The organism is Mycobacterium sp. NPDC050853 (assembly GCF_040653875.1).
Classification (GTDB): domain Bacteria; phylum Actinomycetota; class Actinomycetes; order Mycobacteriales; family Mycobacteriaceae; genus Mycobacterium.
Genome location: NZ_JBFAGW010000002.1, coordinates 576,708 through 602,794 on the forward strand (window position 1 = coordinate 576,708; position 26,087 = coordinate 602,794).

General features: G+C 63.4%; 31 protein-coding genes and 1 pseudogene. 11 read left to right on the top strand and 21 right to left on the bottom strand.

Going from position 1 to position 26,087, the window contains the following annotated elements:
* Window positions 1-11: 11 nt before the first annotated feature.
* Window positions 12-350 (bottom strand): WXG100 family type VII secretion target, encoded by a 339-nt coding sequence (locus AB0H22_RS11125; protein WP_358146616.1) that lies wholly within the window; start codon window positions 348-350, stop codon window positions 12-14.
* A 357-nt stretch (window positions 351-707) separates the two neighbouring features.
* Here AB0H22_RS11125 and AB0H22_RS11130 point away from each other — a divergent pair, with 357 nt between their 5' ends.
* From AB0H22_RS11130 to AB0H22_RS11140, 3 genes are read left to right on the top strand one after another with little or no spacing between them, the layout of a single operon-like run.
* Window positions 708-1,127, top strand: coding sequence for a hypothetical protein (locus tag AB0H22_RS11130; RefSeq protein ID WP_358146617.1), 420 nt, complete (start codon window positions 708-710; stop codon window positions 1,125-1,127).
* Entirely contained in the window at window positions 1,108-1,737 is a 630-nt protein-coding gene (locus AB0H22_RS11135) for a DUF3558 domain-containing protein (protein ID WP_358146619.1), read from the top strand. The genes AB0H22_RS11130 and AB0H22_RS11135 overlap by 20 nt, the downstream gene beginning before the upstream one ends.
* Before the next feature lie 15 nt (window positions 1,738-1,752).
* Window positions 1,753-2,985, top strand: coding sequence for a hypothetical protein (locus AB0H22_RS11140; protein WP_358146620.1), 1,233 nt, complete (start codon window positions 1,753-1,755; stop codon window positions 2,983-2,985).
* On the opposite strand, the gene AB0H22_RS11145 is transcribed toward AB0H22_RS11140, so the two are convergent.
* From AB0H22_RS11145 to AB0H22_RS11160, 4 genes are all read right to left on the bottom strand, one after another.
* On the bottom strand, window positions 2,982-3,413 hold the full coding sequence (locus tag AB0H22_RS11145; protein WP_358146621.1) for a hypothetical protein: 432 nt from the start codon (window positions 3,411-3,413) through the stop codon (window positions 2,982-2,984). The two genes, AB0H22_RS11140 and AB0H22_RS11145, sit on opposite strands and share 4 nt — an antisense overlap.
* A 67-nt stretch (window positions 3,414-3,480) precedes the next feature.
* On the bottom strand, window positions 3,481-3,969 hold the full coding sequence (locus AB0H22_RS11150) for a VOC family protein (protein WP_358146721.1): 489 nt from the start codon (window positions 3,967-3,969) through the stop codon (window positions 3,481-3,483).
* Window positions 3,970-3,999: 30 nt separating this feature from the next.
* The gene (locus AB0H22_RS11155; protein ID WP_358146622.1) at window positions 4,000-5,334 is read right to left on the bottom strand and encodes a WS/DGAT domain-containing protein; all 1,335 of its coding nucleotides are present in this window, start codon (window positions 5,332-5,334) and stop codon (window positions 4,000-4,002) included.
* A gap of 9 nt (window positions 5,335-5,343) precedes the next feature.
* On the bottom strand, window positions 5,344-6,888 hold the full coding sequence (locus AB0H22_RS11160; RefSeq protein WP_358146623.1) for a glycosyltransferase family 39 protein: 1,545 nt from the start codon (window positions 6,886-6,888) through the stop codon (window positions 5,344-5,346).
* Between the two features lie 39 nt (window positions 6,889-6,927).
* Between AB0H22_RS11160 and AB0H22_RS11165 the strand changes: the two genes are divergently transcribed.
* Window positions 6,928-7,455 (top strand): DoxX family protein, encoded by a 528-nt coding sequence (locus tag AB0H22_RS11165; RefSeq protein WP_180752088.1) that lies wholly within the window; start codon window positions 6,928-6,930, stop codon window positions 7,453-7,455.
* A gap of 118 nt (window positions 7,456-7,573) precedes the next feature.
* Window positions 7,574-7,699 carry a hypothetical protein gene (locus tag AB0H22_RS11170; protein WP_255486142.1) on the top strand — a complete coding sequence of 42 codons (126 nt, stop codon included), beginning with the start codon at window positions 7,574-7,576 and terminating at the stop codon, window positions 7,697-7,699.
* A gap of 177 nt (window positions 7,700-7,876) precedes the next feature.
* Here the strand turns inward: AB0H22_RS11170 and AB0H22_RS11175 are convergent, their stop codons facing one another.
* The 6 genes from AB0H22_RS11175 to AB0H22_RS11200 form a co-directional block, all read right to left on the bottom strand.
* Entirely contained in the window at window positions 7,877-9,652 is a 1,776-nt protein-coding gene (locus tag AB0H22_RS11175) for an ABC-F family ATP-binding cassette domain-containing protein (protein WP_358146624.1), read from the bottom strand.
* A gap of 7 nt (window positions 9,653-9,659) precedes the next feature.
* Window positions 9,660-10,877, bottom strand: a complete 1,218-nt coding sequence (locus AB0H22_RS11180; protein WP_358146722.1) for an MFS transporter — start codon at window positions 10,875-10,877, stop codon at window positions 9,660-9,662.
* Between the two features lie 50 nt (window positions 10,878-10,927).
* Window positions 10,928-11,953 (bottom strand): PLP-dependent cysteine synthase family protein, encoded by a 1,026-nt coding sequence (locus AB0H22_RS11185; protein ID WP_358146723.1) that lies wholly within the window; start codon window positions 11,951-11,953, stop codon window positions 10,928-10,930.
* Window positions 11,954-12,123: 170 nt separating this feature from the next.
* Window positions 12,124-12,489 (bottom strand): hypothetical protein, encoded by a 366-nt coding sequence (locus AB0H22_RS11190; RefSeq protein ID WP_358146724.1) that lies wholly within the window; start codon window positions 12,487-12,489, stop codon window positions 12,124-12,126.
* A 134-nt stretch (window positions 12,490-12,623) separates the two neighbouring features.
* Window positions 12,624-12,953 carry a hypothetical protein gene (locus tag AB0H22_RS11195; protein WP_358146625.1) on the bottom strand — a complete coding sequence of 110 codons (330 nt, stop codon included), beginning with the start codon at window positions 12,951-12,953 and terminating at the stop codon, window positions 12,624-12,626.
* Between the two features lie 99 nt (window positions 12,954-13,052).
* Entirely contained in the window at window positions 13,053-13,406 is a 354-nt protein-coding gene (locus AB0H22_RS11200; RefSeq protein WP_358146626.1) for a hypothetical protein, read from the bottom strand.
* A 190-nt stretch (window positions 13,407-13,596) separates the two neighbouring features.
* Here AB0H22_RS11200 and AB0H22_RS11205 point away from each other — a divergent pair, with 190 nt between their 5' ends.
* Window positions 13,597-15,117, top strand: a complete 1,521-nt coding sequence (locus AB0H22_RS11205; protein WP_358146627.1) for a multicopper oxidase family protein — start codon at window positions 13,597-13,599, stop codon at window positions 15,115-15,117.
* 57 nt (window positions 15,118-15,174) lie between these two features.
* Here the strand turns inward: AB0H22_RS11205 and AB0H22_RS11210 are convergent, their stop codons facing one another.
* Window positions 15,175-16,179: a hypothetical protein gene (locus AB0H22_RS11210; RefSeq protein ID WP_358146628.1), complete on the bottom strand. Its 1,005-nt coding sequence runs from the start codon at window positions 16,177-16,179 to the stop codon at window positions 15,175-15,177.
* On the bottom strand, window positions 16,179-16,487 hold the full coding sequence (locus tag AB0H22_RS11215) for a hypothetical protein (protein ID WP_180752082.1): 309 nt from the start codon (window positions 16,485-16,487) through the stop codon (window positions 16,179-16,181). Before AB0H22_RS11215 ends, AB0H22_RS11210 begins: the two co-directional genes overlap by 1 nt.
* 332 nt (window positions 16,488-16,819) lie before the next feature.
* Here AB0H22_RS11215 and AB0H22_RS11220 point away from each other — a divergent pair.
* Window positions 16,820-17,184, top strand: a pseudogene (locus AB0H22_RS11220) (VOC family protein).
* On the opposite strand, the gene AB0H22_RS11225 reads toward AB0H22_RS11220, so the two are convergent.
* From AB0H22_RS11225 to ychF, 3 genes are all read right to left on the bottom strand, one after another.
* Window positions 17,175-17,354, bottom strand: coding sequence for a hypothetical protein (locus AB0H22_RS11225; RefSeq protein WP_358146629.1), 180 nt, complete (start codon window positions 17,352-17,354; stop codon window positions 17,175-17,177). The pseudogene AB0H22_RS11220 and the gene AB0H22_RS11225 overlap by 10 nt on opposite strands.
* Window positions 17,355-17,588: 234 nt before the next feature.
* Window positions 17,589-18,689: a DUF5677 domain-containing protein gene (locus AB0H22_RS11230; RefSeq protein WP_358146630.1), complete on the bottom strand. Its 1,101-nt coding sequence runs from the start codon at window positions 18,687-18,689 to the stop codon at window positions 17,589-17,591.
* Window positions 18,655-19,728 (bottom strand): redox-regulated ATPase YchF, encoded by a 1,074-nt coding sequence (gene ychF, locus AB0H22_RS11235; protein WP_180752078.1) that lies wholly within the window; start codon window positions 19,726-19,728, stop codon window positions 18,655-18,657. The genes AB0H22_RS11230 and ychF overlap by 35 nt, the downstream gene beginning before the upstream one ends.
* A 29-nt stretch (window positions 19,729-19,757) precedes the next feature.
* On the opposite strand from ychF, the gene AB0H22_RS11240 reads away from it, so the two are divergent.
* A complete protein-coding gene (locus AB0H22_RS11240) occupies window positions 19,758-20,105 on the top strand; it encodes a DUF488 family protein (RefSeq protein WP_180752077.1) in 348 nt (115 codons plus the stop codon).
* Window positions 20,106-20,107: 2 nt separating this feature from the next.
* Here AB0H22_RS11240 and AB0H22_RS11245 read toward each other — a convergent pair whose 3' ends face one another.
* From AB0H22_RS11245 to AB0H22_RS11260, 4 genes are all read right to left on the bottom strand, one after another.
* Complete coding sequence (locus tag AB0H22_RS11245) at window positions 20,108-20,413, bottom strand: hypothetical protein (RefSeq protein WP_180752076.1); 306 nt, start codon at window positions 20,411-20,413, stop codon at window positions 20,108-20,110.
* A gap of 65 nt (window positions 20,414-20,478) precedes the next feature.
* Window positions 20,479-20,844, bottom strand: a complete 366-nt coding sequence (locus AB0H22_RS11250; protein ID WP_180752075.1) for a hypothetical protein — start codon at window positions 20,842-20,844, stop codon at window positions 20,479-20,481.
* A gap of 89 nt (window positions 20,845-20,933) precedes the next feature.
* Window positions 20,934-21,155 carry a PspC domain-containing protein gene (locus AB0H22_RS11255; RefSeq protein ID WP_180752074.1) on the bottom strand — a complete coding sequence of 74 codons (222 nt, stop codon included), beginning with the start codon at window positions 21,153-21,155 and terminating at the stop codon, window positions 20,934-20,936.
* Between the two features lie 37 nt (window positions 21,156-21,192).
* On the bottom strand, window positions 21,193-21,516 hold the full coding sequence (locus tag AB0H22_RS11260) for a hypothetical protein (RefSeq protein ID WP_180752073.1): 324 nt from the start codon (window positions 21,514-21,516) through the stop codon (window positions 21,193-21,195).
* A 120-nt stretch (window positions 21,517-21,636) separates the two neighbouring features.
* On the opposite strand from AB0H22_RS11260, the gene AB0H22_RS11265 reads away from it, so the two are divergent.
* The 3 genes from AB0H22_RS11265 to AB0H22_RS11275 all read left to right on the top strand — a co-directional run bounded on the left by AB0H22_RS11265 (window position 21,637) and on the right by AB0H22_RS11275 (window position 25,081).
* Window positions 21,637-23,907, top strand: coding sequence for a carbon starvation CstA family protein (locus AB0H22_RS11265; protein WP_358146631.1), 2,271 nt, complete (start codon window positions 21,637-21,639; stop codon window positions 23,905-23,907).
* Entirely contained in the window at window positions 23,904-24,083 is a 180-nt protein-coding gene (locus AB0H22_RS11270) for a YbdD/YjiX family protein (RefSeq protein WP_358146632.1), read from the top strand. The genes AB0H22_RS11265 and AB0H22_RS11270 overlap by 4 nt, the downstream gene beginning before the upstream one ends.
* 62 nt (window positions 24,084-24,145) lie before the next feature.
* Complete coding sequence (locus tag AB0H22_RS11275; protein ID WP_358146633.1) at window positions 24,146-25,081, top strand: DUF6542 domain-containing protein; 936 nt, start codon at window positions 24,146-24,148, stop codon at window positions 25,079-25,081.
* A gap of 6 nt (window positions 25,082-25,087) precedes the next feature.
* Here AB0H22_RS11275 and AB0H22_RS11280 read toward each other — a convergent pair whose 3' ends face one another.
* Entirely contained in the window at window positions 25,088-26,086 is a 999-nt protein-coding gene (locus AB0H22_RS11280) for a 4-hydroxy-3-methylbut-2-enyl diphosphate reductase (protein ID WP_180752069.1), read from the bottom strand.
* Window position 26,087: the final 1 nt, after the last annotated feature.

Sequence of the window (26,087 nt, forward strand, 5' to 3'; positions counted from 1 at the left end):
CGACTCCCCCTTCAGACCGCGCTGCTTGGCCCGGCTTGTTCGATGTGGCCACGATTGGCCGCGTCGAGCGTCACGAACTTGGCCGCCGCTGATGTGTGGTTCTCACCGTGACTGGTCAGTTCGGCGTAATGGCCTGCGGTTTCCTTCTGCCAATCAGAAATCCGTCGGCTCAGGGCGTTGGCCGCCCGCCCCGATCCGAAACCGGCCTGCGCATCCGTCATCGCGCGATGGGCGGCCTCGTGCGCTTCTTTGAGATCCGAAGCGTGCCCGTGGAGCCGGTCTGCATGGGCCCGCAACTCGGCCGGGTCCACATGCAGGTGGCCACCCGATGAACCCGGAACGCTCGACATATCTGACTCCCCCGTCTTAAGGGCATGGATGTCCCTCTGTAATGCTCCGACGAGGCCGGACCCGATTCGGTTCCATGATTCTCGCGATTTCTCCAGATTGACCGCGATACATGAGTGCACCAAGAAGATCCCTGGCTCCTACGAGAACGCCTGTCCTACCTTATGGGGCGAACACGCCCAATCTGACTTCCTGCCCCTGACCGCTGACCCCGGTTGCCCTACCGCAGGAACCTGACAACTTCACGCGCTGGCACCTCCGCGAATCACTCGAAAAAACATGGAACCAAACGGGGTGTTCTAACGTCAGAGCTATACGTAGGACAAACATGTCCACTTGACGAGCGAGGGGAGGACACGATGGCTACAGGTTTCAACTGGGACAACTTCAGTCCCGACCTACAGCAGAACGCGATGTACGACGCCTCCAACGGCCAGACATTGCACATGGCCGAGAACGCCGGACAGAAGGCCGCCGCTTACTGCCTGCGCGCCAAAGAGAAAGTCGACGCGCAGGTAGACAAGATTCGCGACCTAGAAGTGGTTAAGGGTTTCGGTGAGGACGTTCCCTTGGATACGGGACGAGCGGTAGCCGATCAATACAAATCGGTGGCGGCTAGCCTTCGGGAGGCACTGACGGCTCTCAGCGCGGAATACCAGGGTTTTGCGGATCGATTCGTCGCTACCGAAATGGCCATCCGCGCCGTGGAGTCAAACAACACCCAGGCCTTAAAAGGCCAGCAGCTCTCGATTGATCCTCATGCACCCAGCATGCAGTAGGGCAACGCGGCTGGCGGTGGTTGCGACGGTGGGATGTGTTCTCGTAGCTTGCTCGATCCCGACCACTGGCGAGGCAGTCCGTCCGACCTCACCAAACTCTCGTGAATCGAATTCGTCCGTGTCGCCCTTACCAACGGTAAGTAGCACGTTGCCTGGGCCGCATCCGCCGCCTAACGAATACACAAATGGAACCACATTCGAGCCATGCACAGCGTTCGGCGCCGACGAGCTCCGGAACTGGGGTGTTGACCCCACCAATGTGGAGGACGTCGGCGTCGGAAATCCCCTTCTGCGTGGATGCCGCTGGAGGCCAACAAACCGATCGTGGTCTCTTGGCATCAGAGTCCACAACTCAGCCGTCGAGAAGTACCTACAACCGGATAACACCCTGAAGCTTCAGGAGCCAATAACGATCGGCGGGCGATCAAGCGCCGTGAATTCGCCGGACGGCCGCCAAACCTCGTGCGATGTGATCGTGCCATCGGAGAAGGCGGTCGTGATCTTCACCGTCAACGTCTACAGCGGGGACGAGGGACCCAAGCTGGTGCCCGATGCATGCAACAAGGCCATCGATGTAGCGACAGCTGTCGCGGGAAGATTGCCACAGTAGTGGGAGGGAAACGAGATGGGCAATGACAATTGGTACGGCAAGAATGACTATCGGCAGATAATTGATGAACTCAAACGTCTAGCTCCCGACCTTGTCTCGGCCAAGGCCGATGTATGGAACAGCATCGCCACCGAGCTCAACGCTGCCAGCAATGAGATGAAGGCTCTCAGCGGCAAGCTAGGCCGATCAGATTTCTGGACAGGCAAGGCCGCTGACGCAGCGAAGGAAGGGGTCTCCAAGAACGAGCAGAATGTCGCACTGGACGGCAAGTCCAACAGTCTGGCGATCACAACTCGGCACGTTGCGGACATCCTGCGGAGCGATTCCCGGAATCTGCAGGCGGCGATTCAGATGGCGCTCAGCCACGATCCTGGGCCAGACAAGAAGAAGAATCCCGACGAGTACGACAAACAGCTCAAGCTGCTGCAGGGGTACGCGCAGTCCACATACACCAACCCGCTCAGCGGTGAGCAGCGCAAGTTTGAGAGTGCATATAACCCCGAAACTGGCGGTGGCGAACCGAATCCCGTGATCAACAACACCGGTGGCGGTGGCGGTGGTGGTGGCCAGAACGGTGGTGGCGGCGGCCAGAGCCCGAACGATGCGAACAAGTTCGGCGACGGCAAGGACACCAAACCTGCCTTCAGCGACGGCGCGGGTAGTCAGAACGGGCAAGGCCAAGGCCAGGGCGCAGGCAGCCCCGGCGGTGGCTCGGGCGGCGGCAGCCCCCAAAGCGGCTCCGGCGGTTCGGGGAGCGGACTCGGCGGTGCACTGAGCGGCCTCGGTGCCGGTTCCGACAGATCCGGCGCTGGTCTAGCACCGGGCACCACCACCTCGGCGGGATTCAGCTCCCCGGGCTCGGGCACCGGAACCCTCAGCGGCCCAGGAGCATTACGTGGCGGCGCAGGCATTCCCGGACCGGGAGCTGGCAGCGGCACCAACCCCGCGGGCATCGGTGGCGCCGGAATCCGCGGTGGCGCAATGGGTATGGGCGGCGTGGGGATGGCCGGTATGGGCGGCGCCCACGGCCGCGGCGGCAAGGGCGAAGAGGACGACGAACACCAGACACCCGAATTCCTCATCAACTGGGACAACGGCAACGAACTGTTCGGCGATCTCCCCAAGGCATCCCCCGGCGTTATCGGTGATTGGACCGAACACGAGCGCGCCGAAAAGCAGCGCCGCGAATCAGAGAAACGCCGTTACAAGTCCATGGGCTGGAACGTCGATTTCGGCGACGAGGATTAGGGATCGAGCACCGACCGCTGCTCCTCGACGGACGATCCGTTGAGCAGCACGCGCAGCTGATCGCGGTGTTGTTCTAGTAGCTCGACGAGCTGGCGCATCTGAAGTAACGCCAGTACGGCGCTGTCCACGCCCGGCGAGTGTTGAGTCGCCATCTGGCGCAGTGCCGCGATCTGACCCTGCACATGCCGGGCGCGGGACCGCTCTCGTTCCAACTCGCGCGCATGATTCGCCGGCTCTGCAACCTGACTTCGAGAGGTTCCCGGGGCGCTGTCGGCAAGGCTCGATTGCAATTGGGCCCGGCGTTCGACCCGCTCGTGCACCGCCTGCTGTTCGGCCTGAACGAGTCGATCCTCACGCTTCCGCCGATGCCTGGCGCATTGCGGACAGCGACAGCCGCGTGTGTACCCGGTACAACTCTCGACGGCCATCGCGTTCAGTGTATGAAGCTCCGGCAAAACATGCCGCACGCGACGGCGTCAGCCGATGTGGAATGTCTCAGGAGCCAGCCGTCGCTGCGGCCACGGCCTCCCGAGCCGCCGCGATATCGAGCTTGCGCATACCCATCATGGCTTGCATCGCCGCGTTACCGGTGACGGGATCGGAGTGGAAGATCAGGTCGATCAGCTCGCGCGGAACCACCTGCCAGGAGACCCCGAACTTGTCTTTGAGCCAACCGCATTGAGACTCCTCTCCCCCGTCCGCGGTGAGCGCCGTCCAGTAGCGGTCGACGTCCTCCTGCGATTCGCAGTCGATCTGGAAGGAGATCGCCTCATCGAAGGTGAACTGGGGTCCACCGTTGAGAGCGGTGTACCGCTGCCCGTCGAGTTCGAACTCCACCGTGAGCACCGTTCCCTCTGGAAGTGGAGTGTTCGGCCCGTAGTGGGTGATTTCGAGAATCCGTGAGTTCGGAAACACGGACAGATAGAAGTTGGCGGCCTCTTCGGCCTGGGTGTCGAACCAGAGGCAAGGGGTAATCGTCGGCATATCCATATCGACCCGTCGCACCGTAAAAACTCATCGCAACTGGCGGGATACCTCGGTGAGTGCGTCGGCCAGCAGGCTTTCGTAGTGGTCGGCGTCGGGCATCACCGCCGCGCTCGTGTGCACACTCACCGTTACGGTGTCACCGATCCCGTGCACCCCGTGCGTCAGACCCATCACCGGTGACAGCGCCGGAAACCCAGCAGTGAACACCACTCGCCCACCAGCAAGCGTCAGGTCCGCGGCGCCGCGAACCACGCTCGACACCACGGTGTTGCCCGCGACGGTGGGCGGCATGACATCGGGGCTGAACGCGTTCACTCCGGCCCACATCATCGGTGCAGGTATCGCCGCACCGCCCGCGCGTTGCGCGACCAACACCGGGTGCGCGGCCCGACGTCGCCTGCTGTCGATGCCTTCGGAGATCCGCTGTGCCCGGGCACGCAGATTCGGCTCGGTCCAGCACAGGTCGACGCCGACATTCCGAAAGTGATTGCGGGCAGCCGATTCTCCAGGGTCGGCGACGGTGAGCTCGGCACCCAGCCGATCCGGAACCCACTGCCCGTGGTCACGTAGGTACTGCGGCAACGCGATGCCGATCGCCACCATGACCGCGACGGTCACGCTCACATCGAAGGTCCGAAGCTCGTCGCGCGGCCGCACGATCATGCGGATCTCGCGACGCTCATCGGGCCGCGCGTTGAGTGAAATCAGCGGAAAGCCTTGCGGTTCCGGCTCCAACTCGCCCAATGCGACGAGTTCCTGTTGCCGACGGTAGGCCAGGTAGCCACCCCTGCTCGCACCCAGCAGCCGTCCCAACTTCACCGGGAAATCCACCAACCCGCGCAGGGCGGTGTGCGCGGGCACCGAAGGCTGCGCCCCACCGACCGGTGCCTCACCGCCGAACAATGCGCGCGCGGCGGCGCTGGCGCGGCGACCGTCGGCCAGCGCGTGTGATACCTGCAGCACCGCAACGAGCGCTGGGACCGACACCTGAGGTGCACCGCTCACTCCCGGGAAAAGATGCAGGTGCCACGGACTTTCCCGAATGTCCACGGTGCTGGTGAGCAGCGCTGCGATAGCGGCCCGGCAGTGCCCCCAACTGGGTTCGGCGAGCGTATGCACGGTCACTGGCCGGTGCGATTCGTCGCGCGGCCCCCAATACGGATAGTCGAGATGGCCGGGGACGTCGACGGTCCGTACGCGGAGGTCTGCGATCAAGGCCGCACGCTCGGCGATCGTTTCGCCCACGGTGGCGAGATCGGCGGTGGGCGCGTCGAAGCAGAACAGCAGAAACTGATCGTTCGGGATCTTCGCCGACATCCAGTACATCTGGGCGTCGCGCGGCGCCATCTGCTCAATAGTCATATCGGGCACCTACTTGTAGGTGCGCCAGGTGTCCCACAGCTGTTGCCACGGCGCAATTCTGCCGTAGTAGCGGTAGACATGCGCCTCATCCTCGTCGGGCGCGTGCAACAGCTCGATCCGCTGCACACCCCGGAATCCTTGGGCAAGTGTGGGATCCGGATCGTCGACGCCGATGTACATCATGTCCGTCATGGATTCCGGCGGCGCCCCGAAGTAGTAGTAGCCGCGGTGGAAACTGTAGGCACGGGAGATGCCCTCGCGTCCGGCCTCAAGGTCATAGGCGGCGGCCATGGGGTAGATCTGCAGAACCAAGGCGGTGCGGTCGCGTACGTCCGGCGGCATCGAGTCGTAGGTGTCCCGGGCTACCCGGCGCAGGCCGTCCGTGGAGTGGTCCCCTTCGGACAGCATGGTGGGGCCCATGGGCCCTGCCCAGGAAAACCAGCGCGCGGCAGTCGATTCAGACACGATCGGAAGCCGGACTATCGCCATGATTACTGACGCCGCGGTGACCAGCGCGATAAGTCCATAGACCACCCCACGCAGCGCGGGCCGCGAAGGTCGCCACCGTGAAAGCCCCACCGCGCCCGCGGCTATCAGCAGCGCGTACAGGCCCATGGCGTAGTAGGCACGGCCGTGGGAAACGAACATGAAAGCCCCGACCAGCACAGCCGCCACACCCAGGTACCGGTAGGGCCGCAGTGACGGCGCCGCCGACAGCGCGACGATTCCTGCCAGCAGCAGTACCAATCCGATGACCGCCGAGCCGACGAGCATGCCGGCCAGTAGGGCCGCTCCGCGCTCGGACTCCGCGGCCACGATCCCGGCCATTCTGAGGTAGGGCCAACCGTGGGTGGCCTGCCAGATGAGGGTCGGGATGGTGGCGACGACGGCGACGGCCGCCCCGATCCACAGCTGCCTACGACGAAGCAGCGCACGCGGGCCGAGGACCGCGGCACCCAGCAGCACCGCCAGCCACAAGGAGGGGATGAGGAACTTGGTCTGCATGCTGATCGCGGTGACGATTCCTGCCCACAGCAGCAGCCGATCATCGGGTAGGCCTTCTCGGTATCCGCGGGTCCAGCGCACCAACAGCCAGCACACCACCGACCACAGGGCCGGATCGATCGCCGGCGTTTGCAGCCAATGGGCCAGGATCTGGAACATCGCGGTGGCATAGGCGATCGCCGACAGGGATTGCGTCATGCGACCCCCACCGAGCTCCGCGGCGATCAGCCCGCACATCAACGTCCCGATCGCCACCGCCGCCGTCGCCGCGAGGCGCAGCACGAACAACGACCCGGGGGCGAGGTTGTCGGCCATGCCCGCGATGAACGGCACCAGCGGGGGCTGGTCGAAGTATCCCCAGGACAGGTGGTCGCGTCCCGCGACCACGAAGTAGGCCTCGTCGAAGAAGTACCCGTAACCCCTGCTCGCCCATCCGAACACCAAGGCAGTCACGACGGTGATCGCTGTCAGGTCCGCACGCGCAACCCGTACGGACGGTATGCCGGGGATGTCGTTGCCGTCGTCATACCGGGAAGTGACCGCCGCCATAGCGGACTCACCATAGCGCGCGTGTCATAGGATTCCGAGGTGCCGAGTGCGGATCAATATAGTGAAGCGTTGACCCGCAACGATATTGGTCTACTGACTCTGCGTGTCGCATTGGGTGTGGTGCTGTGCTGGAGCGGCATAGAGCTGCTGTTCGGGTCAACACAGTTGGCGCAGCTCGGCGGATCACCCGCGCAGTCGTATCCGGATTTGGCGGCACGTCTACTCGTCGGCGCGTACACGATCGGTGGCGCCATGCTCGTCGCCGGCGTGCTCACACCCTTCGGCGCCGGCGCGGTGCTGGCCTCGATGTTGTACATGGGACTGCACGGCTACTCCGCGCGATCCGACCTAGGGCTTACCCCCGATTGGGAAGCGATCAAGTTCCCGCTCGTGCTCGGGATGGGCGCGATGTCCGCGATCCTGCTGGGGCCGGGGCGCATATCTGTGGACGGCCGGTTCGGGCGCACGCAATGGCCCACGGGGGTGTCGATGGTGCTTCTTGTGGCCGGAATCGGGGCCGCAATCGCCTTCTGGATGCTTGTCAAGGACCCAAATCCGCTTTCTTAGGACTCCAGCAAGGTCGTACGTGTACCACGACCTGCACAGATGCCCGCTCCGAAAATTGCCAGACTTTTCCGAATCGTGACTCAATGATTTCTTAATGGTGACCCCTACTGTTCAGTACATGACGAACGAGGAATTCGGTGCCACGGTCATCGAGATCGACTTCGAAGCCATCTACAGCGGCGAGATGCTGGTAGAGGGTGACAACACGGAGCAGACCGATGAGTGGTTCCCGCTAGCCGTATAACGGCAGGTAGGCGAACCCCAAAGGGGGGACGCATCGGCGATGTGCGTAGCGCATCGCATGCCGGGCAAGTCCCGGATGTTTCTCACTCACCCGTTCAAGCGAGGACAGTCAATGACTGTCCTCGCTTTTTCTTTCCGCCAGAGAGCCCGCCCCACCATAAATAAGGCGGCGTCTGCGTCATTCCTGGCTTTCGGCCAGCTCCATCCACTGCACCTCGGCAGCATGCTTGTCGGCGACGACGGCAGTCAGTTCGGCGGTCAGGGTAACCACGCGGTCTGGATCGGTGGCGTGTTCGGCGAGCTGCCCGTGCAGCGCGGCCTCCCGTTCATCCAGCTTGGCAACAGTCCGCTCGAGCCGACCAAGCTCCTTCTGCACGGTCCGTTGGGCAGCACCATCCCGGCCGCGATCCGATGTGGTCTTTGTTGGAGCAGCAGGAGTGTGGCGGCGCAGGTACTCCTCGATACCGCCGGGCAGGTTGGTCAGCTTGCCGTCACCGAACAAGGCCCACGTCGAATCGCAGACCCGCTCGATGAGATACCGATCGTGGCTGACGACCACCAAAGTGCCCGCCCAGCCGTCGAGCAGGTCCTCCACCTGCTGGAGGGTCTCGATATCGAGGTCGTTAGTGGGCTCGTCGAGAAGAAGCACATTCGGCTCCGCCATGAGCACGCGAGTCAGCTGCAACCGACGACGCTCTCCACCGGAGAGGTCCCCGACCGGTGTCCGTTGACGCGCCGGGCTGAACCCGAGCATCTCGGCAACCTGTGAGGCCGACATCTCCTTATCCCCCAGCGTAATTCGCAGGGCGATCTCCTCGATCGCCTCGAGCATCCGGATATCTGCCGGTAGGTCGTCAAGTTCCTGACGCAGCCAACCGATGCTGACCGTCTTACCCTCCTTGCGACGTCCGGCGGCCAATGGCACCGCACCGGCGAGAACGCGCAGCAAGGTCGTCTTCCCGGATCCGTTGACCCCCACCAGACCGATGCGTTCGCCGGGAGCCAGCCGCCAGGTCAGATCTCGCGCCAATTCACCGCCGTCGGGCGACGTCACCGTCGCTTCCTCAAGCTCGATGACGACGCGTCCCAGCCGCCGACGTGCAAAAGCGGAAAGCGCCACGGAGTCTCGCGGCGGCGGCACATCGGCAATCAAGGCTTCGGCCGCCTCGATCCGGTATCGCGGCTTGGATGTACGCGCGGGTGGACCGCGCCGCAGCCACGCCAGTTCCTTACGCGCAAGATTGCGGCGGCGCGCTTCCGCGGCGTCAGACTGCCGCCCACGTTCGGCACGTGCGAAGGTCCAGTCGGCATACCCACCTTCGTACGATTCGACGCCGCCATCGACCACTTCCCACGTGCGAGTGGCGACGGTGTCGAGGAACCAACGATCGTGCGTGACGACCACCAGCGCGGTGCGCCGCGCGAGAAGATGTTCGGCGAGCCACTGCACGCCCTCGACATCCAAATGGTTCGTGGGTTCGTCGAGTATCAGCAGGTCCAGATCGCGCACGAGGGCCGCGGCGAGCCCGACGCGGCGCCGCTGGCCCCCGGACAGCTGGTCGACACGCCTGTCGAGGCCGAGCCCCGCCACCCCAAGACCCTCGAGAATCGAGCGGATCCGCGCATCCCCGGCCCATTCGTGTTCGGCGACTCCCAGGGGTGCGATTGCGACATCGAATACCGTCGTACCCACAAGATCGTCACGCTGCGTGACGACGGCCTGCCGCAGGTCCCCGACACGGCTCACTCTGCCCTGATCCGGCGGCTCGATGCCTGCGAGCACCTCCAGCAGGGTGGTCTTGCCCCCGCCGTTGAGGCCGACAACCCCGATGCGGTCCCCCGTCTGCACCCCCAGACTGACATCGGAGAGCAACGGCTTGACCCCATACGACTTGGAGACGCTCTCGAGATTGACGAGGTTAACGGGCTTAACGGGGACTGTCATGGCCTCCACAAACTACTCACGCACGGACGGTCGGCGCCACTTCGCTGCCCTTGTCCAGCAATCCCGCCCGTCGCAGCGCGAACAGCGCCGCAGCACAAACCAGTCCGACGCCGGTCAGGGATACCCACAGCAGGGCGGGCCTGCCATGCTGCTGGGTGTACCCGAATATCGTGCCGGTCAAGAGATTTCCGACCAGGATGCCGACACCGACGATCGTGTTGTACAGCCCGTAGTGCGTGGCCACCAGCCGGTTACCCGCCAACCTGACCACGGTGTCCATCTCGAACGGGAAGGTCGCGATGGTGCCGACGGCCAGCAGTGCCGCCGAAAGCAGCAGCGCAGCGACCGCCGGGACGGATCCGGCGTCGGCCGACGGTAGTAGCGCGAGCGGCACAAAGGCCGCGGCGATGACCAGCATGCCGAGCACCAAGCTTCGGCTGGGACCGAATCGCGCCGAAAGCCAGCCTGTGAGTCGCACCTGCCCGGCGATCGCCACCAGCCCGGACACCACGAAGATGCTTGTCACCAAAATCGTTTCGGACTTCTTGTCATCGGTCAGCAGTCCCGCCTGGAACGGCAACGCGAGATACACCTGGAACGTGAGCACGTACGAACCGACCATGGCACCCGAGAACAGCAGGAACGCCCTGTTTGACACCACCGAACGCCAGCTAGCAAGCACCGGAGCATGATCGGCATTCGCGTCCTGCTCGGCACGGTTCGGCGGGAGTGCCATCAACTGAATCACCGTCAGCACCGCGAAGACCGCTGCGGCGACGGCACATGTGATCCGGAAGTCCCAGGCCGTCAACGCCAGGCCGAGGATCGGGCCGAACAGGATGCCCGCCTGATAGAAGACGTTGAAGACGGCAAAGGCTTCTACCCGACGCTCCCCCGAATCCTCGGCCAGGTAGGCACGCACCGCGGGATTGAACAGAGCGCCCGCGAAACCCGTTGCCGCCGAGGCGATCAGTATCGCCGGTAGCGTGCCGACGAAGGCCAACATGAGAAATCCGGCAGTACGTAGCAGACAGCCGGCGACGATCAGCGGCTTGTATCCGAACCTGTCGGCCAGGGTGCCGCCAACCAGAAACATGCCCTGCTGGGAGAAGTTTCGGACGCCCAGCACCAGACCCACCATCCACGCGGCCAAACCCAGTGGTCCGGCCAGGTACCCCGCGAGATAGGGCATCAACATGTAGAAGCCGACGTTGATGGCGAACTGATTCACCATCAACGTCTGGCTGGGACGATCGAAAGACCGGAACTGACGGAAGGTTTCGATCACGCAGGTCTTCCTATCGGGTCGATCACACGGGTCAACCTGGTCCACCGGTCCACCACTCGGTCCGCCGGATCGTCGATCACATCGGGATCCTGCGCCGGTGGGCGGTCCAGAAGATCGTGACTGCGGCAGTATTCGTCATCGTAGATCGTGCCGTGGTAGCGCATCGGACCGTCGGGGAAGATGGCGGCAACACGCGTCCCCGGTTCCGAGGTCCGTGCCACCCACCCCGCGACCAACGCCACCGCCCCGACGCTCCATCCGCCGCTCGCGTGGTAGGTCGAGGCCAGGGTACGGGCCGCCCATACGGCCTCATTCGGCGCAACCCAATGGGCTTCGTCGAATGCGGGATAGTCGACATTCCCCGGATAGATGCTCGAACCCAGGCCGCGCATCAGTCGCGAGCCGGCGGGCTGTCCGAATATTGTGGAGCCGATGGTGTCGACACCCACCAACCGCAGGTTCGGATTATGTTCTCGCAGTACGCGTCCCACTCCCGCGGAATGTCCGCCGGTTCCCACCGAGCAGACGAGGGTGTCCACGGTTCCCAGCTGGTCGATCAGTTCTTCGGCGAGCCCTCGGTAGGCGTCGACGTTGTCGGGGTTCTGATACTGGTCAGGGCACCACGAATCCTGTTCGGCAGCAAGTATTTCCACGACACGATCCTTGCGTGCCTGTTGCCATCCCCCGATCGGATGCGGCTCGGTCACGATTTCCACCCGCGCACCGTAGGCGGTCAGCATGCTCCGCACGATCGGCTCCAGGCCCGGATCGGTGACGAGAGTGACGGGGTGACGGTAGATGATTCCGGCCAGGGCCAGTCCTAAACCCAATGTTCCGCTGGTCGATTCGACGATCATGGCGTCCGCTTTGAGGTCGCCGCGCGTCCGGGCCTGCTCGATCATGTGCAGTGCGGGGCGGTCCTTCATACCGTTCGGATTATGGCCTTCGAGCTTGGCCCAGAAGCCGGTGCCGGGCGCGGAGAACGGCTCCGACACCCACAATACCGGGGTGTTGCCGACCAATGTGTTGGGGTCGTGGAATCGCGGACCCAAATGGGTGCAGCTACGACGAGAGGACAGAGCGATGCTGTTGTTCATGAAAGGTCCCTGCGTGAGGGCCGCATGACGCGGCCGGGAAGCTGATGACGGCGTATGTGGGCGTGGCGGAACCCCGCCTCGCCCATCGGGCCGTATCAGCGCCGAATGACGCAGAGATTGGTGAGGATGTCGCGGCCCGTCCGGGCCCCGTGATGACCGACGGCCAGCGGTGGCCCGCGGGACAGGTGCGCCGCCACCGGCTGGAAGATCAAGGTGACGAGGGCCAACGCCGCCAGCACGATAAGAACGCGCAGCGGGTTGTGGCCCCGAGTCAGCGCAATCAGCCCGTCCACGGTCTGGCACGCCATCTGGTGCACCGCGTTGTCCAGGTGTGGATGGGTGGCCGAGAGGCCGTGCCCAACGAGTGCGGTGTGAGTTGCCTGATGATGCGGCGCGTCAGCGCCACCGTGGGTGTTGGGGTCGCTTGAGACGCAGTGCAGGATCGGCAGACTCGCGACGATTCCCACTAGGACTGCGACAAGCCATAGCCGACCGCTGCCACTGCTGCGGCGCACCCTGGTCGGCATAACCGCCAGGCTAGCACGATTTTGCATACCCTCATGGGGTATGTGACCTGATTGCTACCTATCCGTGGTCAGCACTCAACACTGACATGCATGACTCGGTAATCCACCACCTGCACCAGCGGACTGGTGGGATCGGCAGCGCGTACGCGCTGCCAGCGATACGCCGACCTCCCCTCACGCACCGAGGTCGCAATGCACTCGTCCAGTGGTGCGCTGCCCCGACGGTCGATGACAACCTTGTCGCCCCTGGCCTTCAGGGACGCGATGACGGCATCGGCGTTCCCAAGATTCTTGGGGCCCGCGTCGGCGATCGGTGCACCAACAACGGCAATGGCACCTGCGGTTGCGGCGGCCACACCGAGGCCGCCGATGCGGTGGAAAATAAGGCGTCCATACATAACTGATTCCCTACGTCTGCGCCGCACTCCATGCGGCGAAGCCTTCAATGACGGCGTCGTGCGGCGGACGGCGCGAGGCCCGTCACCGCAGGGCCTTCGTCAGCGTCGGCTCACGCAGATCTGTTGCAGGCGGCCACGACCTCCAGCCATCGCCATGTACACAAGACGACGCGGCGGTGGCGCACGTATCGCGCGGACCCGTAACGGGTGCAGCACAAGGATCATGGTCATGACCAGCGCCGTAGCCCACAGCAATCGGAATGAATTGCCGGAGCGAATTTTTCCCGCGATCACATCGAAGATCTGGCTGGAGAAGTCCTCGGCCGTCCGACCGATGTGATGGCTCGCGTCCTCGAGGGCACCGGACGCGGCTCCGATGGAGTGATGCGACATGACCGGGAGCGCGGTTTCGGCGGCGACGGTGCAATGAAGAATGGGAAGGGCGGCGATCACGCCTACGACGATGACGGCGATCCATCGCCATCGCGGCTGTCGGCCGATATTCAGCACGTCAGAGCCTGCGCACGAATGCCCGACACGACGTAGCCCCGCCACACCGGTTGCAGTTCGCCATTGGACGGCAACACATTGCGACCGTAGCATACAGTTGCCTAAATATACCCCTACGGGGTATACAGAATGCATGACGCCACGCATGTCACCGCCACTTGGCCGACGCGAACTCCTCCGAATGGGCATGACGGCTGCCGCCGCCGGGTTCCTCGCGTCCTGCACCAAAAGCCCCGCGGGAACTGGCGCACCACAACGAATTACCGCGGACTCTCCACGGGTTTCAGCCGTCGAGGCGGCTCGCCGTGGCGCCTCGGCCGGGGTGCGGCAGGTGACCCTTACCCCCGCCCCTACCCAGATCGACCTTGCGGGAACTCCGGCATCCACATGGGCATACGGAGGACGGGTACCCGGCCAAGAGATTCGTGTTCGCCAGGGCGAAATACTCCGCGTGCAAACAGTCAACAACCTCCCCGCGCCCACCACGGTGCACTGGCATGGCCTCGCGCTGCGCAATGACATGGATGGGGTGCCCGGCCTCACTCAGCCGGAAATCCCGCCGACAGGAGTGTTCGACTACGAGTTCGCGGTACCGCACGCGGGGACGTACTGGTTCCACCCCCACGTCGGAACGCAAATCGATCGCGGGCTCTACGCGCCGCTGATCATCGAGGATCCCGATGAAGGTGCCAACTATGACCACGAACTGGTGGTAATCCTCGACGATTGGATCGACGGCAACGGCACTGATCCCGACCAAGTGCTGGAAGGGCTACGCGCCAAAGGAATGCCGCCTATGGATCACTCCATGGGCGGCATGGGAGCGGACCCGACTGCGCCACTCGGCATGGACAGTGGTGATGTGACGTACCCCTACTACCTCATCAATGGACGGGTGACGGCCGATCCGCAGGCGACGACCTACCGCGCCGGACAACGAGTGCGGTTGCGCATCATCAACGCGGGCGGGGATACAGCGTTCCGAATCAGCATTCCCGGCGTACCCATGACCGTCACCCACACCGACGGCTTCCCAGTGCAGGCATACCAGGCCGACACAATCCTGCTCACCATGGGAGAACGAGTCGACGCCGTGGTCACCATCCCGGGTTCGTCGGTGCCGCTGGTGGCCGTGCCCGAGGGGAAAAACGGCTTCGCCCAATTGATTCTGCGTTCGGGCGATACACCGGTTCGCGGGCGCGCCGAGGACGCCGCGATGCTGATGAAGTCCCAGGTGCCGCTCGATACTGCGACACTGACCGCCGCCCCTGAGGTTCAACTTCAGCGTCGCGACCCCAATGTCACTCATGACGTGCGCTTGGCCGGCCCAACCGGTAAGTACACGTGGACCATCAACGGCAAAACCTACGATCCTCGGGATGGCCTGCCCGTGCGTGAGGGTCAGCGTGTACGGCTACGGTTCGTCAACGACTCGATGATGTTTCACCCCATGCACCTGCATGGGCACACATTTGCGGTGCGCGATTCGAACGGAGGTTTTCGCGCCCGCAAGGACACGGTCCTGGTCGCTCCGATGAAAACCGTCCAGGTGGACTTCGACGCCGACAACCCCGGGCAGTGGCTTACCCACTGCCACAACATCTATCACGGCGAGTCCGGAATGATGGCCGTGGTGTCCTACGTGCAGGACTAGTACCCCTGCGGAGAAGCATCGGCGTGGCCGGGCTCATGCATCTAATTCGATTGGTTCTCAAGCATATTGCGCCGTGTCAGACGTCTGATTCGTGGATGAAGTGGACGTACTCACCGAGGTCGAGCGGGTTGCCGTCGCCGGCAGGTAGTAATGCAGTTCGAACTGGGAGTCCGTGGCCCCGGCGGCCGAGCCACCGTACAAGGTGCTGTTGTGCGATCCGCCGGATTCGAAGTTGACTCCATTGGGGAGCGTGGCCGCCATGTGTGAGTTCATGCCGCCACCGCCACGGTGAATGCCGACGTTGTACGCGCCCGGCATGTATCCCTTCTTGAAGCCAAGTGCCTCAAAGTCGGATTCGGTGGTGAAATACCTTGTACTCTGCGGCTTTCCCGTTACGGCGGCAAAGAGTGCAGACTGTGCGCCCGAACAGTCGTATCCGGGTCCGGTCCCGCCATAGACGTAGGCGCGACCGTCTCCCACGGCCTTCGCGAAGGCGATTGCCTTGGCGGCGGCGTCGGTCGTACCCGCAGAGTCTGCGGCATCGCTGACGGTCGCCGCTGCCTGCGCCACCGGCTTGTCCATCACCGCAAGCCTTATGGCAAAAGCGATTTCGTCATCCACGGTCATCGCTTGGATCATGACGTTGGTGACCCGCTGCTGGAAGCCGAGCAGAACTCCCATGGACTGCGGCGATAGTTCGTGGCCCTTCTTGAAAGCGCAGGCGCCGCTGTCGTCCACCTCGATCTGCTTGCCCTCGGCCTCGTCCAGCAGCTCCACGAGCCGCTTCTTGACCTGGCGGACACCGGTTTCGGCCGTCGAGAGGGCGCGCGCCACCACCGCGGACTCACTGCCATCGGCTTCAATATCCGTACGCGCCTTACCCGCTGCCGCGGTGAGGGCGTCAGCCGTTTCGCCCTTCCAATCGGACAGGCGATTGTTCATCTGCTGGATATTGCATCCGAAGGTGTCGAGCGTCCCTTGACGCTTCTTGCAGACCTCGAACACCGCCGCGAGAGATGGCGCGTCCCATCGAAGGATGTCGGGAACAGTCAGTAGCCCCATCACACCTCCCGCGTCTCGCCCGGGGGTTGCAAACCTTCGAGGTCCAGGTTCAGAAACTGCTTGGACGCGTCGTTCAGGATCTGTCCTACATTGCCCATACGTTCTTCATGCTCGAAATGGCGCGTCTCCCACCGCTCCATCAGATCTTCGAGTGCCGATAGTGAGGAGCCGACCCACCCTTCGGCGTGAGCGCGGATATCGCGGGCATGCTTGGCGAGATCAGCCGCCGCATCGCTGGTTGCATTGGACGCGTTCCAGGCGCCAAGATGCACGGATTCGGGGTCAATACGAACCTCGCGTGATGACATACAGAACCCTCCAAGCAACCCTTTAGGCGGCAGGCTACCCCACCGCAAGCATCCCCCGGAAGTCTGACAACGGGCGTTTCAGCCTGTTGCGCCAGCTCACAGCAACAGGTTGCTGCAGTCGATTAGCTGAGTGAACGAAACTCACAGATAAATCCTCAATAACCTGCATTGATGCAGCACTACAAACGTCGTAGAGGATTTTCGCAACGATCACTGCGGATGTAGTGGGCAATCGGTTGTACTGCCTAGAGGTGGTTATCGCGGCCCACGGGTTCAACACTCGAGCGCGGCAGGCATGGCTAACGATTCACATATGCACTCACAATGACAGGGTGACGAATCGCTGGTTTGGACTCACCATCGACTGCGCGGACCCCGCGCGGCTCTCGTTGTTCTGGAGTGCACTGCTGGACCTGCCACCTTCTGCCGAACACGGTGACGATCCGGGGTGGGCGACACTGGGCTCCCGCACCGGCGGCCAACCGCGACTCACCTTCAGCGCGTGTCAGAAGCGAAGACCTCGAAGGTGCGGCTTCATCTCGACATTGAGGTCGACGATATCGAGGTTGCGCGCACTCAAGTCGAGGGCCTCGGCGGATCCTGGTCGGGCGAACGCCACGATTACGACGAAGGCGTGGTGCTCGTCATGCTCGACCCCGAAGCGCACGAGTTCTGCCTTGTCCAGTTCTACAACTGACGCCCGTGTGCACCGCCGACGTCGTCATCGAGTGCCCGTGGGCGACCGTCAACAGACCGTTCTTCGAGGACTCGGAGGTCCAGACGCTTATGGGGTTCATTCGGGTCGAGATCCGTCGCATCGCAGAGTCCTGCCTTGACCGGGATGACACGATCGATCGCTATCGGCACTCTGAACGACCTGCTCAAGTATCGGCACCACACATGGGACGTGTGCCATAGCCACGTCTCCGCTACAACAGTCGAAGTGGCTCGTGTCTATGAACGATTTCGAGCGGACGCCAAGTCGATCGAATGATGTGACGGCCCATCCGGCTCTCGCGGCTAGCCACAACCATCAATTGCATGCCCAGCCCTAATCCCAAGGAGCGGCCGGACCCGCTGCTCCGGGCCGCATTTCCACCTTCAGTCTCCAACTACGATGTCGCCTCCGAGACCAAGGAACTCGTCAATGGTAGCGAAGTATCTATTCCTCGCATCCACATCAACCGAAATAATGGTCCGTAGGAGGTTTTGCTCACAGTTGAAGGCATGAGCCTCAAAAATCCCTTGAAAGATCACCAGTTTTCGCGAAGTAGAATACTTGGAGCAATTTTGAAATAGCGCCCACATTACTTCCCGGAAAAGACGAACAGAGTCGTGCGCCACCTCAAGTACGCCCTGGGCGGAACCGCCTGCGTGGAATAATCCGACGCTCCCACTAACTGTCCCCAGCAAGCCCAGAGCATCTGCTCCGTGCACAGCATGGTGAGCAGCCTGCACACGGGATTCATACTCATCAACGCCAGCAATTTCTAAGAGATGCCGCCATCGTGGCTTCGATTGCCGCAACCTTTGCGATGTAACTGTGGCGGCCCACCCATACTCGCCGCCGTATGCGTCCCCGAATCGACGACGGAGCCGCCTCGACATCACCTCCGGCGTCGGGAGATCACCAACCCATTGAAAATCCTGCGTGCGAGCTCGCTGGCGAGCGAGGATTATCCATCGATGTTCCTTGTATCTCGTCGCGGTGTGCCTGTTTCCAGCCACAAGAATTCGGGCCACCACAAGAATTTCGGAAAGCGCTCTCCACCTCGACTTAGCCCCAAACGCATACCCACTATCAAGCAAAATTGCAATCTCCCTCAAAGTAGAGATCGCACGAGTGGCCAGACCAGAAAATACATATAACATATCACGTGGAACTGACCTATCCGCCTGCTTGCCATATAAATGCACCGTTGCTTGTGCTACCTCCGCTACTTCAAACAACGGTAGATGTCCCACGTCACGACGAACTAGTTCAGGGATTTTCCGATACTCACATCGTGCAGCTTCCCCTGCGGCGTATATCGTTTCTTCGATATCCCATAATTCGTTATCAATGAGGTCGATCAGTTCATTTCTGGTGCGCCATTTGCGGCCGATCTTCGTTGCAAAGCGAGCGACAATTTCGGCCGAGGGGAATTCCTCTTCCACCGAAGTCGAATTAGACATTAAATCTGAACTCGACCACGTCACCATCGACCATGACGTACTCCTTGCCTTCCATCCGCACCTTCCCGGCGGACTTGGCGGCTGCCATCGAACCCGCCTCGACGAGGTCGTCGAAGGACACCACTTCGGCCTTGATGAAGCCCTTTTCGAAGTCGGTGTGGATGACGCCGGCCGCCTTCGGCGCGGTGTCTCCCTGATGAATCGTCCACGCCCGCGCCTCTTTTGGTCCGGCGGTCAGGTACGTCTGCAGCTTCAACGTATGGAAACCCGCATGTGCCAACGCATCCAGGCCCCGCTCGGTCTGCCCGATCGACTCCAATAGCTCGGCAGCGGACTCCTCGTCCAGCTCCTGCAGTTCCGACTCGATCTTCGCGTCGAGGAACACCGCATCGGCAGGTGCCACCAGCTCCCGCAGCTGCGCAACGCGTGCCTCGTCCCCGAGCACTCCCTCGTCGGCATTGAACACGTAGAGGAAAGGCTTGGTGGTCATCAGGTTCAGCTCGCGCACCACCGACCAGTCCTGCCCCGTCGAGAACAGCGTCTTGCCACTGTCGAGCACCTCCTGCGCGGCCTTGGCGGCATCGAAGAGCGGCTGACGGTCCTTCTTGGTCTTGGCTTCCTTCTCGAGCCGCGGCACCGCCTTCTCCAGCGTCTGCATGTCGGCGAGAATCAGCTCGGTCTCAATCACCTCGATATCGGCCGCCGGATCCACCCGGCCGTCGACGTGGACGACATCGTCGTCGGCGAATACCCGCACCACCTGGCAGATGGCGTCACACTCGCGGATGTTGGCCAGGAACTTGTTCCCGAGTCCCGCTCCTTCGGAGGCGCCCTTGACGATTCCGGCGATGTCCACGAACGTCACGGTCGCGGGCAGCGTGCGCGCCGACCCGAACACCTCCGCCAGTTTGTCCAGGCGTGGGTCCGGCAGCGGCACCACGCCTTCATTCGGCTCGATGGTCGCAAACGGGTAATTGGCCGCCAGCACGTTATTGCGGGTCAGCGCGTTGAACAGCGTCGACTTCCCGACGTTCGGCAGACCAACGATTCCCAAGTTCAGGCTCACGGGAAGGAAAGTCTACGGACAATGCTGGGGTGACCTATCGCACCAAGCGGATCTACGAGACTCCCGACCCGTCGGACGGATACCGCGTACTGGTCGACCGCCTGTGGCCACGGGGTGTGAGCAAGGCCGCCGCGCAGGTCGATCTCTGGTTCAAGGACATCGCGCCGAGCCCTGACCTGCGCGTTCGCTGGCACCATGCCGCGCCCGAGGATTGGGCCGTGTACGCGGGGGAGTATCGCGCGGAGCTCGCCACCAGCTCTGCGGTGGACACCGCGCAGGAATTCGAGCGCGAGCACGGCACCGTCACGCTGCTCTACGCCGCGAAAGACCCCGAACGCAATCACGCGATCGTGCTGCTGGATTTCCTTGGTGGTTGATATCAGCAGGTGATGTCGACGTGCATCACCCGATGATTCGACAAGATCGAGCCGCCCCAGCTGGCTCCCGGCGCGTTGATGGACGCACCCGGCGCCAACAGCCGTCCCGGGCGGACGGCGGTCGCCTTGCAATCAGCCATGGGCCCGCTCCCCACGCGGTTGACGACCACGATGTTGCCGCGCGACTCCAGGTCGGCGATCACATCGGCGGCGTTCTCCCCGTCTGGACCGGCATATGCCGACGGCGCCGCGAGAAGTGTTCCTGCGACGGTCAACGCGAACACCGCGGAAGAAAGGGTCCTGATCATGGTTGCTCCTGTGTAGAACCGCGTTAGCGCGGCATGACTGACATGGCCGGATCACACCGACCGCATCAGCACCTGTTCACACAGCCGCTGAGCAATATCACACGGCGGTCGCGGCCAAAAATCCGTTGCCGCACAGGCGAACCCCGTGGCGCTGTGAGCAGCACGTAGCGCAGCACAAAGGCCAGCACCAGCAGCATCGCCCCCGCAAGGATCCCTCGGCACATCTTGGCGATCTGGACGACCTGAGCGAAGGCATCGACCTGAGGCGCGTCCGCCGGAGCGGCACTTGCCTCATCGTGATCGAGGGCGTACGCCGTCGTCATTGATGCGGGCTGGCCCACAACACTTCCCGGGTTCACCCCCACGAAGCACAGAACACCGGCGACAAGGACCAATACAGTAACCCGTAGGGGGTAGTCGTATGGTCGCATGCCCGCACACTACCCACGGTTTAGCCCCGTGCAGAGCCCCGTCCACCCGGTGGTTACGAAAAATTAACTTTCGAGCCCGCGGGCCGCGGTCACTGGTCCCGAGGAATGAGCACCCATAACACCAGGTAGGCCAACACCTGCGGCCCGGGAAGCAGGATCGACGCGACCGTGAGCGCCCTGACGATCGTCACATCCCATCCAAAGCGCTGAGCGATGGCCGCGCATACCCCGCCGATCATCGCCCCAGCGCGGGGGCGTCGCAGTGCAGTAGTCATGAACTCACCGTAGGCCGCCGAAACATCCTGGCGCATCAGGGAAGCCCCTGATCTTTCCCCGGAGTTTGGCGGCTCAGCATTTCAGGTCAACGTAGTAGGTTCCGTGGTCCAGCACCTTCGTGGGTGCCGTGTTGGAATCGGCACCCACGGCCCGCTCGTACCGGTAGACCGAGGGCCCCTGCCGCACCCGGGCTACCGTGCAACTCTCCAGCGGGCAATGTCCCGTACGGTTAAGAATGACGTAATTTCCCTGCGCCTCAAGAGAACTGATCACCGTCTCGGCATCGCCGTACCCTTGCGGCCCGGCATGCGCAACGGCCGCCAGCGCCACCGCCGCAACCGGAATGACCGCCACCATGGCCTCCAAAGCCGTTGCAAACCACACTGTTTTGCTCATGTCTCGACGCTATGAGCGGAGACTATGAGGGGCATCAGGGATGGCCCCGATCTTTCCCTGAACTTGAACACTGCCCCGATGTGCTGCCCGGTCATCGGCGGGCGACTTAAGGTAACGCGCATGGCCACCACCGCCGTAGAGCCCCAGGACGTGACTCCCCCACCCGGCGTCGAGCTGCTGCGGACCGATCCCGACCTGCCACCGGTCGCTGTCATCGATAACCGGGGCCCCTCGCCCACCACCCGCGTGGTGCTGGTGTTGGTGGCACTGCTGGGAGCCTTTGCCTGGACGATGATCGCGCTGCTGGGCGGCGAGCACGTCAACGCCGTCTGGTTCGTCGTCGCCGCGATCTGCACCTACCTCATCGCATACCGGTTCTACGCCAAGCTGATTGAACGCAAGCTCGTCAAACCGCGTGACGACCAGGCGACCCCCGCCGAAGCACTCGACAACGGGAAGGACTTCGTCCCCACCGACCGGCGAGTGCTTTTCGGTCACCACTTCGCCGCCATCGCCGGCGCCGGTCCCCTGGTCGGCCCGGTGCTGGCCGCTCAAATGGGGTACCTACCCGGAATCATCTGGCTTGTCGTCGGCGTCGTTCTCGCCGGCGCGGTCCAGGACTACCTGGTGCTGGTGATCTCCACCCGACGCGGCGGTCGCAGTCTTGGCCAGATGGCCCGCGACGAGATGGGGACCGTCGGTGGGGCCGCCGCGATGGTGGCGATCTTCGTCATCATGGTCATCCTGATCGCGGTCCTGGGCCTCGTCGTTGTCAACGCCCTTGACGAAAGCCCATGGGGCGTGTTCTCCATCGCGATGACCATCCCCATCGCACTGTTCATGGGCGTATACCTGCGCTATCTGCGGCCCGGAAAGGTCACCGAAGTGACCGTCATCGGCGTGGCACTTCTGCTCGCAGCGATCATCTCCGGTCGGTGGGTGGCCGAATCGGGCTGGGGCGAAACACTGTTCAGCCTCGACAAGACGACCATCGCCTGGCTGATGATGTTCTATGGGTTCGCCGCATCGGTGCTCCCGGTATGGCTGCTACTGGCTCCTCGCGATTACCTGTCGACCTTCATGAAGGTCGGGACAATCGCCATGCTGGCCGTCGGCATCCTGATCGCCCGCCCGGTGGCGCAGCTGCCCGCAGTGAGCGAATTCGCCTTCAACAGCTCGGGACCGGCCTTCGCCGGATCGCTGTTCCCATTCCTGTTCATCACCATCGCGTGCGGGGCACTCTCGGGCTTTCACTCGCTCATCGCCTCCGGCACCACACCCAAGCTCCTGGAGAAGGAGAGCCAGGCCCGCTTCATCGGCTACGGCGGCATGCTCACCGAGTCCTTCGTTGCCGTCATGGCGTTGGTCACCGCGGCGATCCTCAACCAGCACTTGTACTTTGCGATAAACGCCCCCACTGCGGCAACCGGCGGTACCGCCGAAACCGCAGCCGCCTACGTCAACAACCTGCCGATCGGCGGACCGGATATCACCGGTGAACAGCTGACTCAAACCGCCCACGATATCGGTGAGACGTCGATCGTCTCGCGCACCGGCGGCGCCCCCACCCTGGCCATCGGAATCTCACAGGTCATGTCGGACGTATTCGGCGGCAGCGGTTTCAAGGCGTTCTGGTACCACTTCGCGATCATGTTCGAGGCGCTGTTCATCCTCACCACCGTCGATGCCGGCACCCGGGTCGCTCGCTTCATGCTGTCGGACTCCTTGGGGAACCTGGGCGGTCCGCTGCGCCGCTTCAAGGACACCTCCTGGCGGCCCGGGGCATGGATCTGCTCGGCGATCGTCGTCGGCGGCTGGGGTTCGATCCTCCTCATGGGGGTCACCGATCCCCTCGGAGGCATCAACACCTTGTTCCCGCTGTTCGGCATCGCCAACCAGCTGCTGGCCGCGATCGCCTTGACGGTGGTGTTGACGATCGTCGTCAAACAGCGGCTGTACAAGTGGGCGTGGATCCCGACCATCCCACTGGCCTGGGATCTCACCGTCACCATGGCCGCGTCCTGGCAGAAGATCTTCTCCGCCGACCCGGCCGTCGGGTACTGGAAGCAGCACCAGCTCTATGCGGCGGCCCGAGACGCCGGAATGACGAGCTTCAAGACCGCCAAGACACCCGAGGCCATCGACGCCGTGATTCGCAACACGTTCGTCCAGGGGACGCTGTCGGCTGTCTTCGCCTCGTTGGTGTTGGTCGTCGTCGCGGCCGGAATCTGGACATGCCTGCGCGCGGTGCGCTCGGGTGGTCTGCCGACCAGTGAAGATCCGGCAGTGCCCTCCAAACTCTTCGCCCCCAGCGGTTTCCTGCCCACCGACGTGGAGAAGGAAATCGAGAAACAATGGGCAGCACGCGATCTCGCAGGGACCCGAACATGAAGGTGATCAAGGGACTGGTGTGGTGGTTCACCTCTGTCATGGGAGACCACGACTACCAGCGATACGTCGAACATCTGCGGCGCCGCCACCCCAACCGTTCAGTGCCCACCGAGGGCGAATTCTGGCGTTCGCGGTACGCCGAAGCCGATACGAATCCGTCGGCGAGATGCTGCTGACACAAGATCATTGACGGGCACCGTTACCGAACATCCGACCAGACACCGGTACCTTTCAACATGTGACAGGTCAACGCGCCCGCTCATCGGTGGAGGCCGATCACCGGTCGGCGCACCCCGATATCCCGGGTGTGCCGTGGTGGGGTGCCATCCTTATCGCCGTCGCTGGTACAGCACTCGGCTTCGCAATTGACGCGATGACAAATGGTGAGAAGCTGACCGGCGCATTCGCTGGCTGCTACGCGGCGGGATGCGTCGTCGCGGTTTTCGCGGTCCGCTACGCGTCGATCTTCACCGCCGTCGTGCAACCGCCGCTCATCCTCTTCGCGAGCATTCCCGCGGCCTACATGGTCATGTCGCAGGCACCGCTTTCCGGCGGAAAGTCGACGGCCCTCACCATCGGGTACCCGCTGATCGAACGGTTCCCGCTGATGATCAGCACCGCGCTGGGCGTGCTGATCATCGGGGTGGTGCGCTGGTACTGGGGAATCTTCACCGGCAAGCCCGCCAGCGATAAGCCCAAGACGTCCAAGCCGAAGGCCACAAAGGTGGCCAAGCCGAGGACAACCAGACGGACCCGGGTGCAGGCCCTGGTCGATGCCGACGCCAAGACCGCGAGCAAGACCGCGGGAAGTACCGAGAGGAGCCGCCGTCCCCGCACGGACGAGGCCACCGCTCGGACACGCCACGGACGGCACGAATCCGCGTCGCGCCGTCGTCCCACGCACGATTCCGAACCCGTCTCGCAGCGGACGCCGCTCGGCACGCCGTGGGAGGACGAACGCCCGATGCGGACCGAACGCCGTCCCGCACGGCGGGTCCGCGACGAATACGAGGATTACGGCTACGAGGAGCGGCCTCGCTACCGGGAGCCGGTCAGGGAGCCGTCAGAGCCGCCGCGCTCACACCGCCCGATAGTCCGCTACCGAGATGAGCAGCCCCCGGCACCGCGACGGCGTCGGCAGGACTCCTCCGACGCGTGGGATTACGACCGCTAGCGCGAACTAGCGCCGTGCGGCACGCAGCTCTCGAGGCAGCGAGAACACCAGCGTCTCGTTGGCCGTGGTGACCGGCTGCACCTCGCCATATCCGTACTCTGCGAGCCGCTCCAGCACCCCGCGCACCAGTACCTCCGGCACCGAGGCACCCGAGGTGACCCCGACCGTCGTCACACCCTGAAGCCAGGCTGGATCGATGTCTTCGGCGTAATCGACCAGGTACGAGGCGTGCGAGCCCGCACCGAGGGCAACCTCGACCAGACGCACCGAGTTGGACGAGTTGCGCGAACCTACGACGATCACGAGCTCACATTCGGGGGCCATCGCCTTCACCGCGACCTGACGGTTCTGGGTGGCGTAGCAGATGTCGTCGCTAGGAGGGTCCTGCAGCGTCGGGAAACGCTCCCGCAGGCGCTGGACCGTCTCCATGGTCTCGTCCACGCTCAACGTCGTCTGAGACAGCCAGATGACCTTGTTCTCGTCACGCACGGTGACCTTGTCCACCGAGCTTGGGCCGTCGACCAGCTGCACGTGGTCCGGAGCCTCACCGGCGGTACCGACGACCTCCTCATGCCCCTCGTGACCGATCAGCAGGATGTCGTAGTCGTCGCGGGCGAAACGCTTGGCTTCCTGATGCACCTTGGTGACCAGCGGGCAGGTGGCGTCGATGGTCTTCAGGTTGCGTGCCGCGGCGTCCAGGTGCACGGTCGGAGCCACACCGTGCGCGGAGAAGACGACGATCGCACCCTCGGGCACCTCATCGGTCTCCTCGACGAAGATTGCCCCCGCCTTGGCGAGGGTTTCCACCACGTAGCGGTTGTGCACGATCTCGTGACGCACATACACGGGGGCGCCATGTTTCTCCAGCGCACGCTCTACGGTCTCAACGGCACGGTCGACGCCCGCGCAGTAGCCGCGAGGCTCGGCCAGCAGCACCCGCTTGCTGGTCGAGGAGCCGACAATGGTGCTGACCATCCCCGGAGTGCCCATATCCACCGCTGCCATA

What these genes read in the sequence shown, in the direction of transcription:
- AB0H22_RS11130 (WP_358146617.1), top strand. Translation starts at nt 708, where the DNA reads ATGGCTACAGGTTTCAACTGGGACAACTTCAGTCCCGACCTACAGCAG.
- AB0H22_RS11260 (WP_180752073.1), bottom strand. Translation starts at nt 21,516, where the DNA reads ATGAGCAAAACAGTGTGGTTTGCAACGGCTTTGGAGGCCATGGTGGCG.
- AB0H22_RS11145 (WP_358146621.1), bottom strand. Translation starts at nt 3,413, where the DNA reads ATGGCCGTCGAGAGTTGTACCGGGTACACACGCGGCTGTCGCTGTCCG.
- AB0H22_RS11160 (WP_358146623.1), bottom strand. Translation starts at nt 6,888, where the DNA reads ATGGCGGCGGTCACTTCCCGGTATGACGACGGCAACGACATCCCCGGC.
- AB0H22_RS11210 (WP_358146628.1), bottom strand. Translation starts at nt 16,179, where the DNA reads ATGGGGCTACTGACTGTTCCCGACATCCTTCGATGGGACGCGCCATCT.
- AB0H22_RS11205 (WP_358146627.1), top strand. Translation starts at nt 13,597, where the DNA reads ATGACGCCACGCATGTCACCGCCACTTGGCCGACGCGAACTCCTCCGA.
- AB0H22_RS11150 (WP_358146721.1), bottom strand. Translation starts at nt 3,969, where the DNA reads ATGCCGACGATTACCCCTTGCCTCTGGTTCGACACCCAGGCCGAAGAG.
- AB0H22_RS11125 (WP_358146616.1), bottom strand. Translation starts at nt 350, where the DNA reads ATGTCGAGCGTTCCGGGTTCATCGGGTGGCCACCTGCATGTGGACCCG.
- AB0H22_RS11250 (WP_180752075.1), bottom strand. Translation starts at nt 20,844, where the DNA reads ATGCGACCATACGACTACCCCCTACGGGTTACTGTATTGGTCCTTGTC.
- AB0H22_RS11230 (WP_358146630.1), bottom strand. Translation starts at nt 18,689, where the DNA reads ATGGTGACGTGGTCGAGTTCAGATTTAATGTCTAATTCGACTTCGGTG.
- AB0H22_RS11245 (WP_180752076.1), bottom strand. Translation starts at nt 20,413, where the DNA reads ATGATCAGGACCCTTTCTTCCGCGGTGTTCGCGTTGACCGTCGCAGGA.
- AB0H22_RS11170 (WP_255486142.1), top strand. Translation starts at nt 7,574, where the DNA reads ATGACGAACGAGGAATTCGGTGCCACGGTCATCGAGATCGACTTCGAA.
- AB0H22_RS11195 (WP_358146625.1), bottom strand. Translation starts at nt 12,953, where the DNA reads ATGTATGGACGCCTTATTTTCCACCGCATCGGCGGCCTCGGTGTGGCC.
- AB0H22_RS11280 (WP_180752069.1), bottom strand. Translation starts at nt 26,086, where the DNA reads ATGGCAGCGGTGGATATGGGCACTCCGGGGATGGTCAGCACCATTGTC.
- AB0H22_RS11135 (WP_358146619.1), top strand. Translation starts at nt 1,108, where the DNA reads ATGCACCCAGCATGCAGTAGGGCAACGCGGCTGGCGGTGGTTGCGACG.
- AB0H22_RS11215 (WP_180752082.1), bottom strand. Translation starts at nt 16,487, where the DNA reads ATGTCATCACGCGAGGTTCGTATTGACCCCGAATCCGTGCATCTTGGC.
- AB0H22_RS11265 (WP_358146631.1), top strand. Translation starts at nt 21,637, where the DNA reads ATGGCCACCACCGCCGTAGAGCCCCAGGACGTGACTCCCCCACCCGGC.
- AB0H22_RS11270 (WP_358146632.1), top strand. Translation starts at nt 23,904, where the DNA reads ATGAAGGTGATCAAGGGACTGGTGTGGTGGTTCACCTCTGTCATGGGA.
- AB0H22_RS11155 (WP_358146622.1), bottom strand. Translation starts at nt 5,334, where the DNA reads ATGACTATTGAGCAGATGGCGCCGCGCGACGCCCAGATGTACTGGATG.
- AB0H22_RS11180 (WP_358146722.1), bottom strand. Translation starts at nt 10,877, where the DNA reads ATGGTGAATCAGTTCGCCATCAACGTCGGCTTCTACATGTTGATGCCC.
- AB0H22_RS11255 (WP_180752074.1), bottom strand. Translation starts at nt 21,155, where the DNA reads ATGCGCCAGGATGTTTCGGCGGCCTACGGTGAGTTCATGACTACTGCA.
- AB0H22_RS11140 (WP_358146620.1), top strand. Translation starts at nt 1,753, where the DNA reads ATGGGCAATGACAATTGGTACGGCAAGAATGACTATCGGCAGATAATT.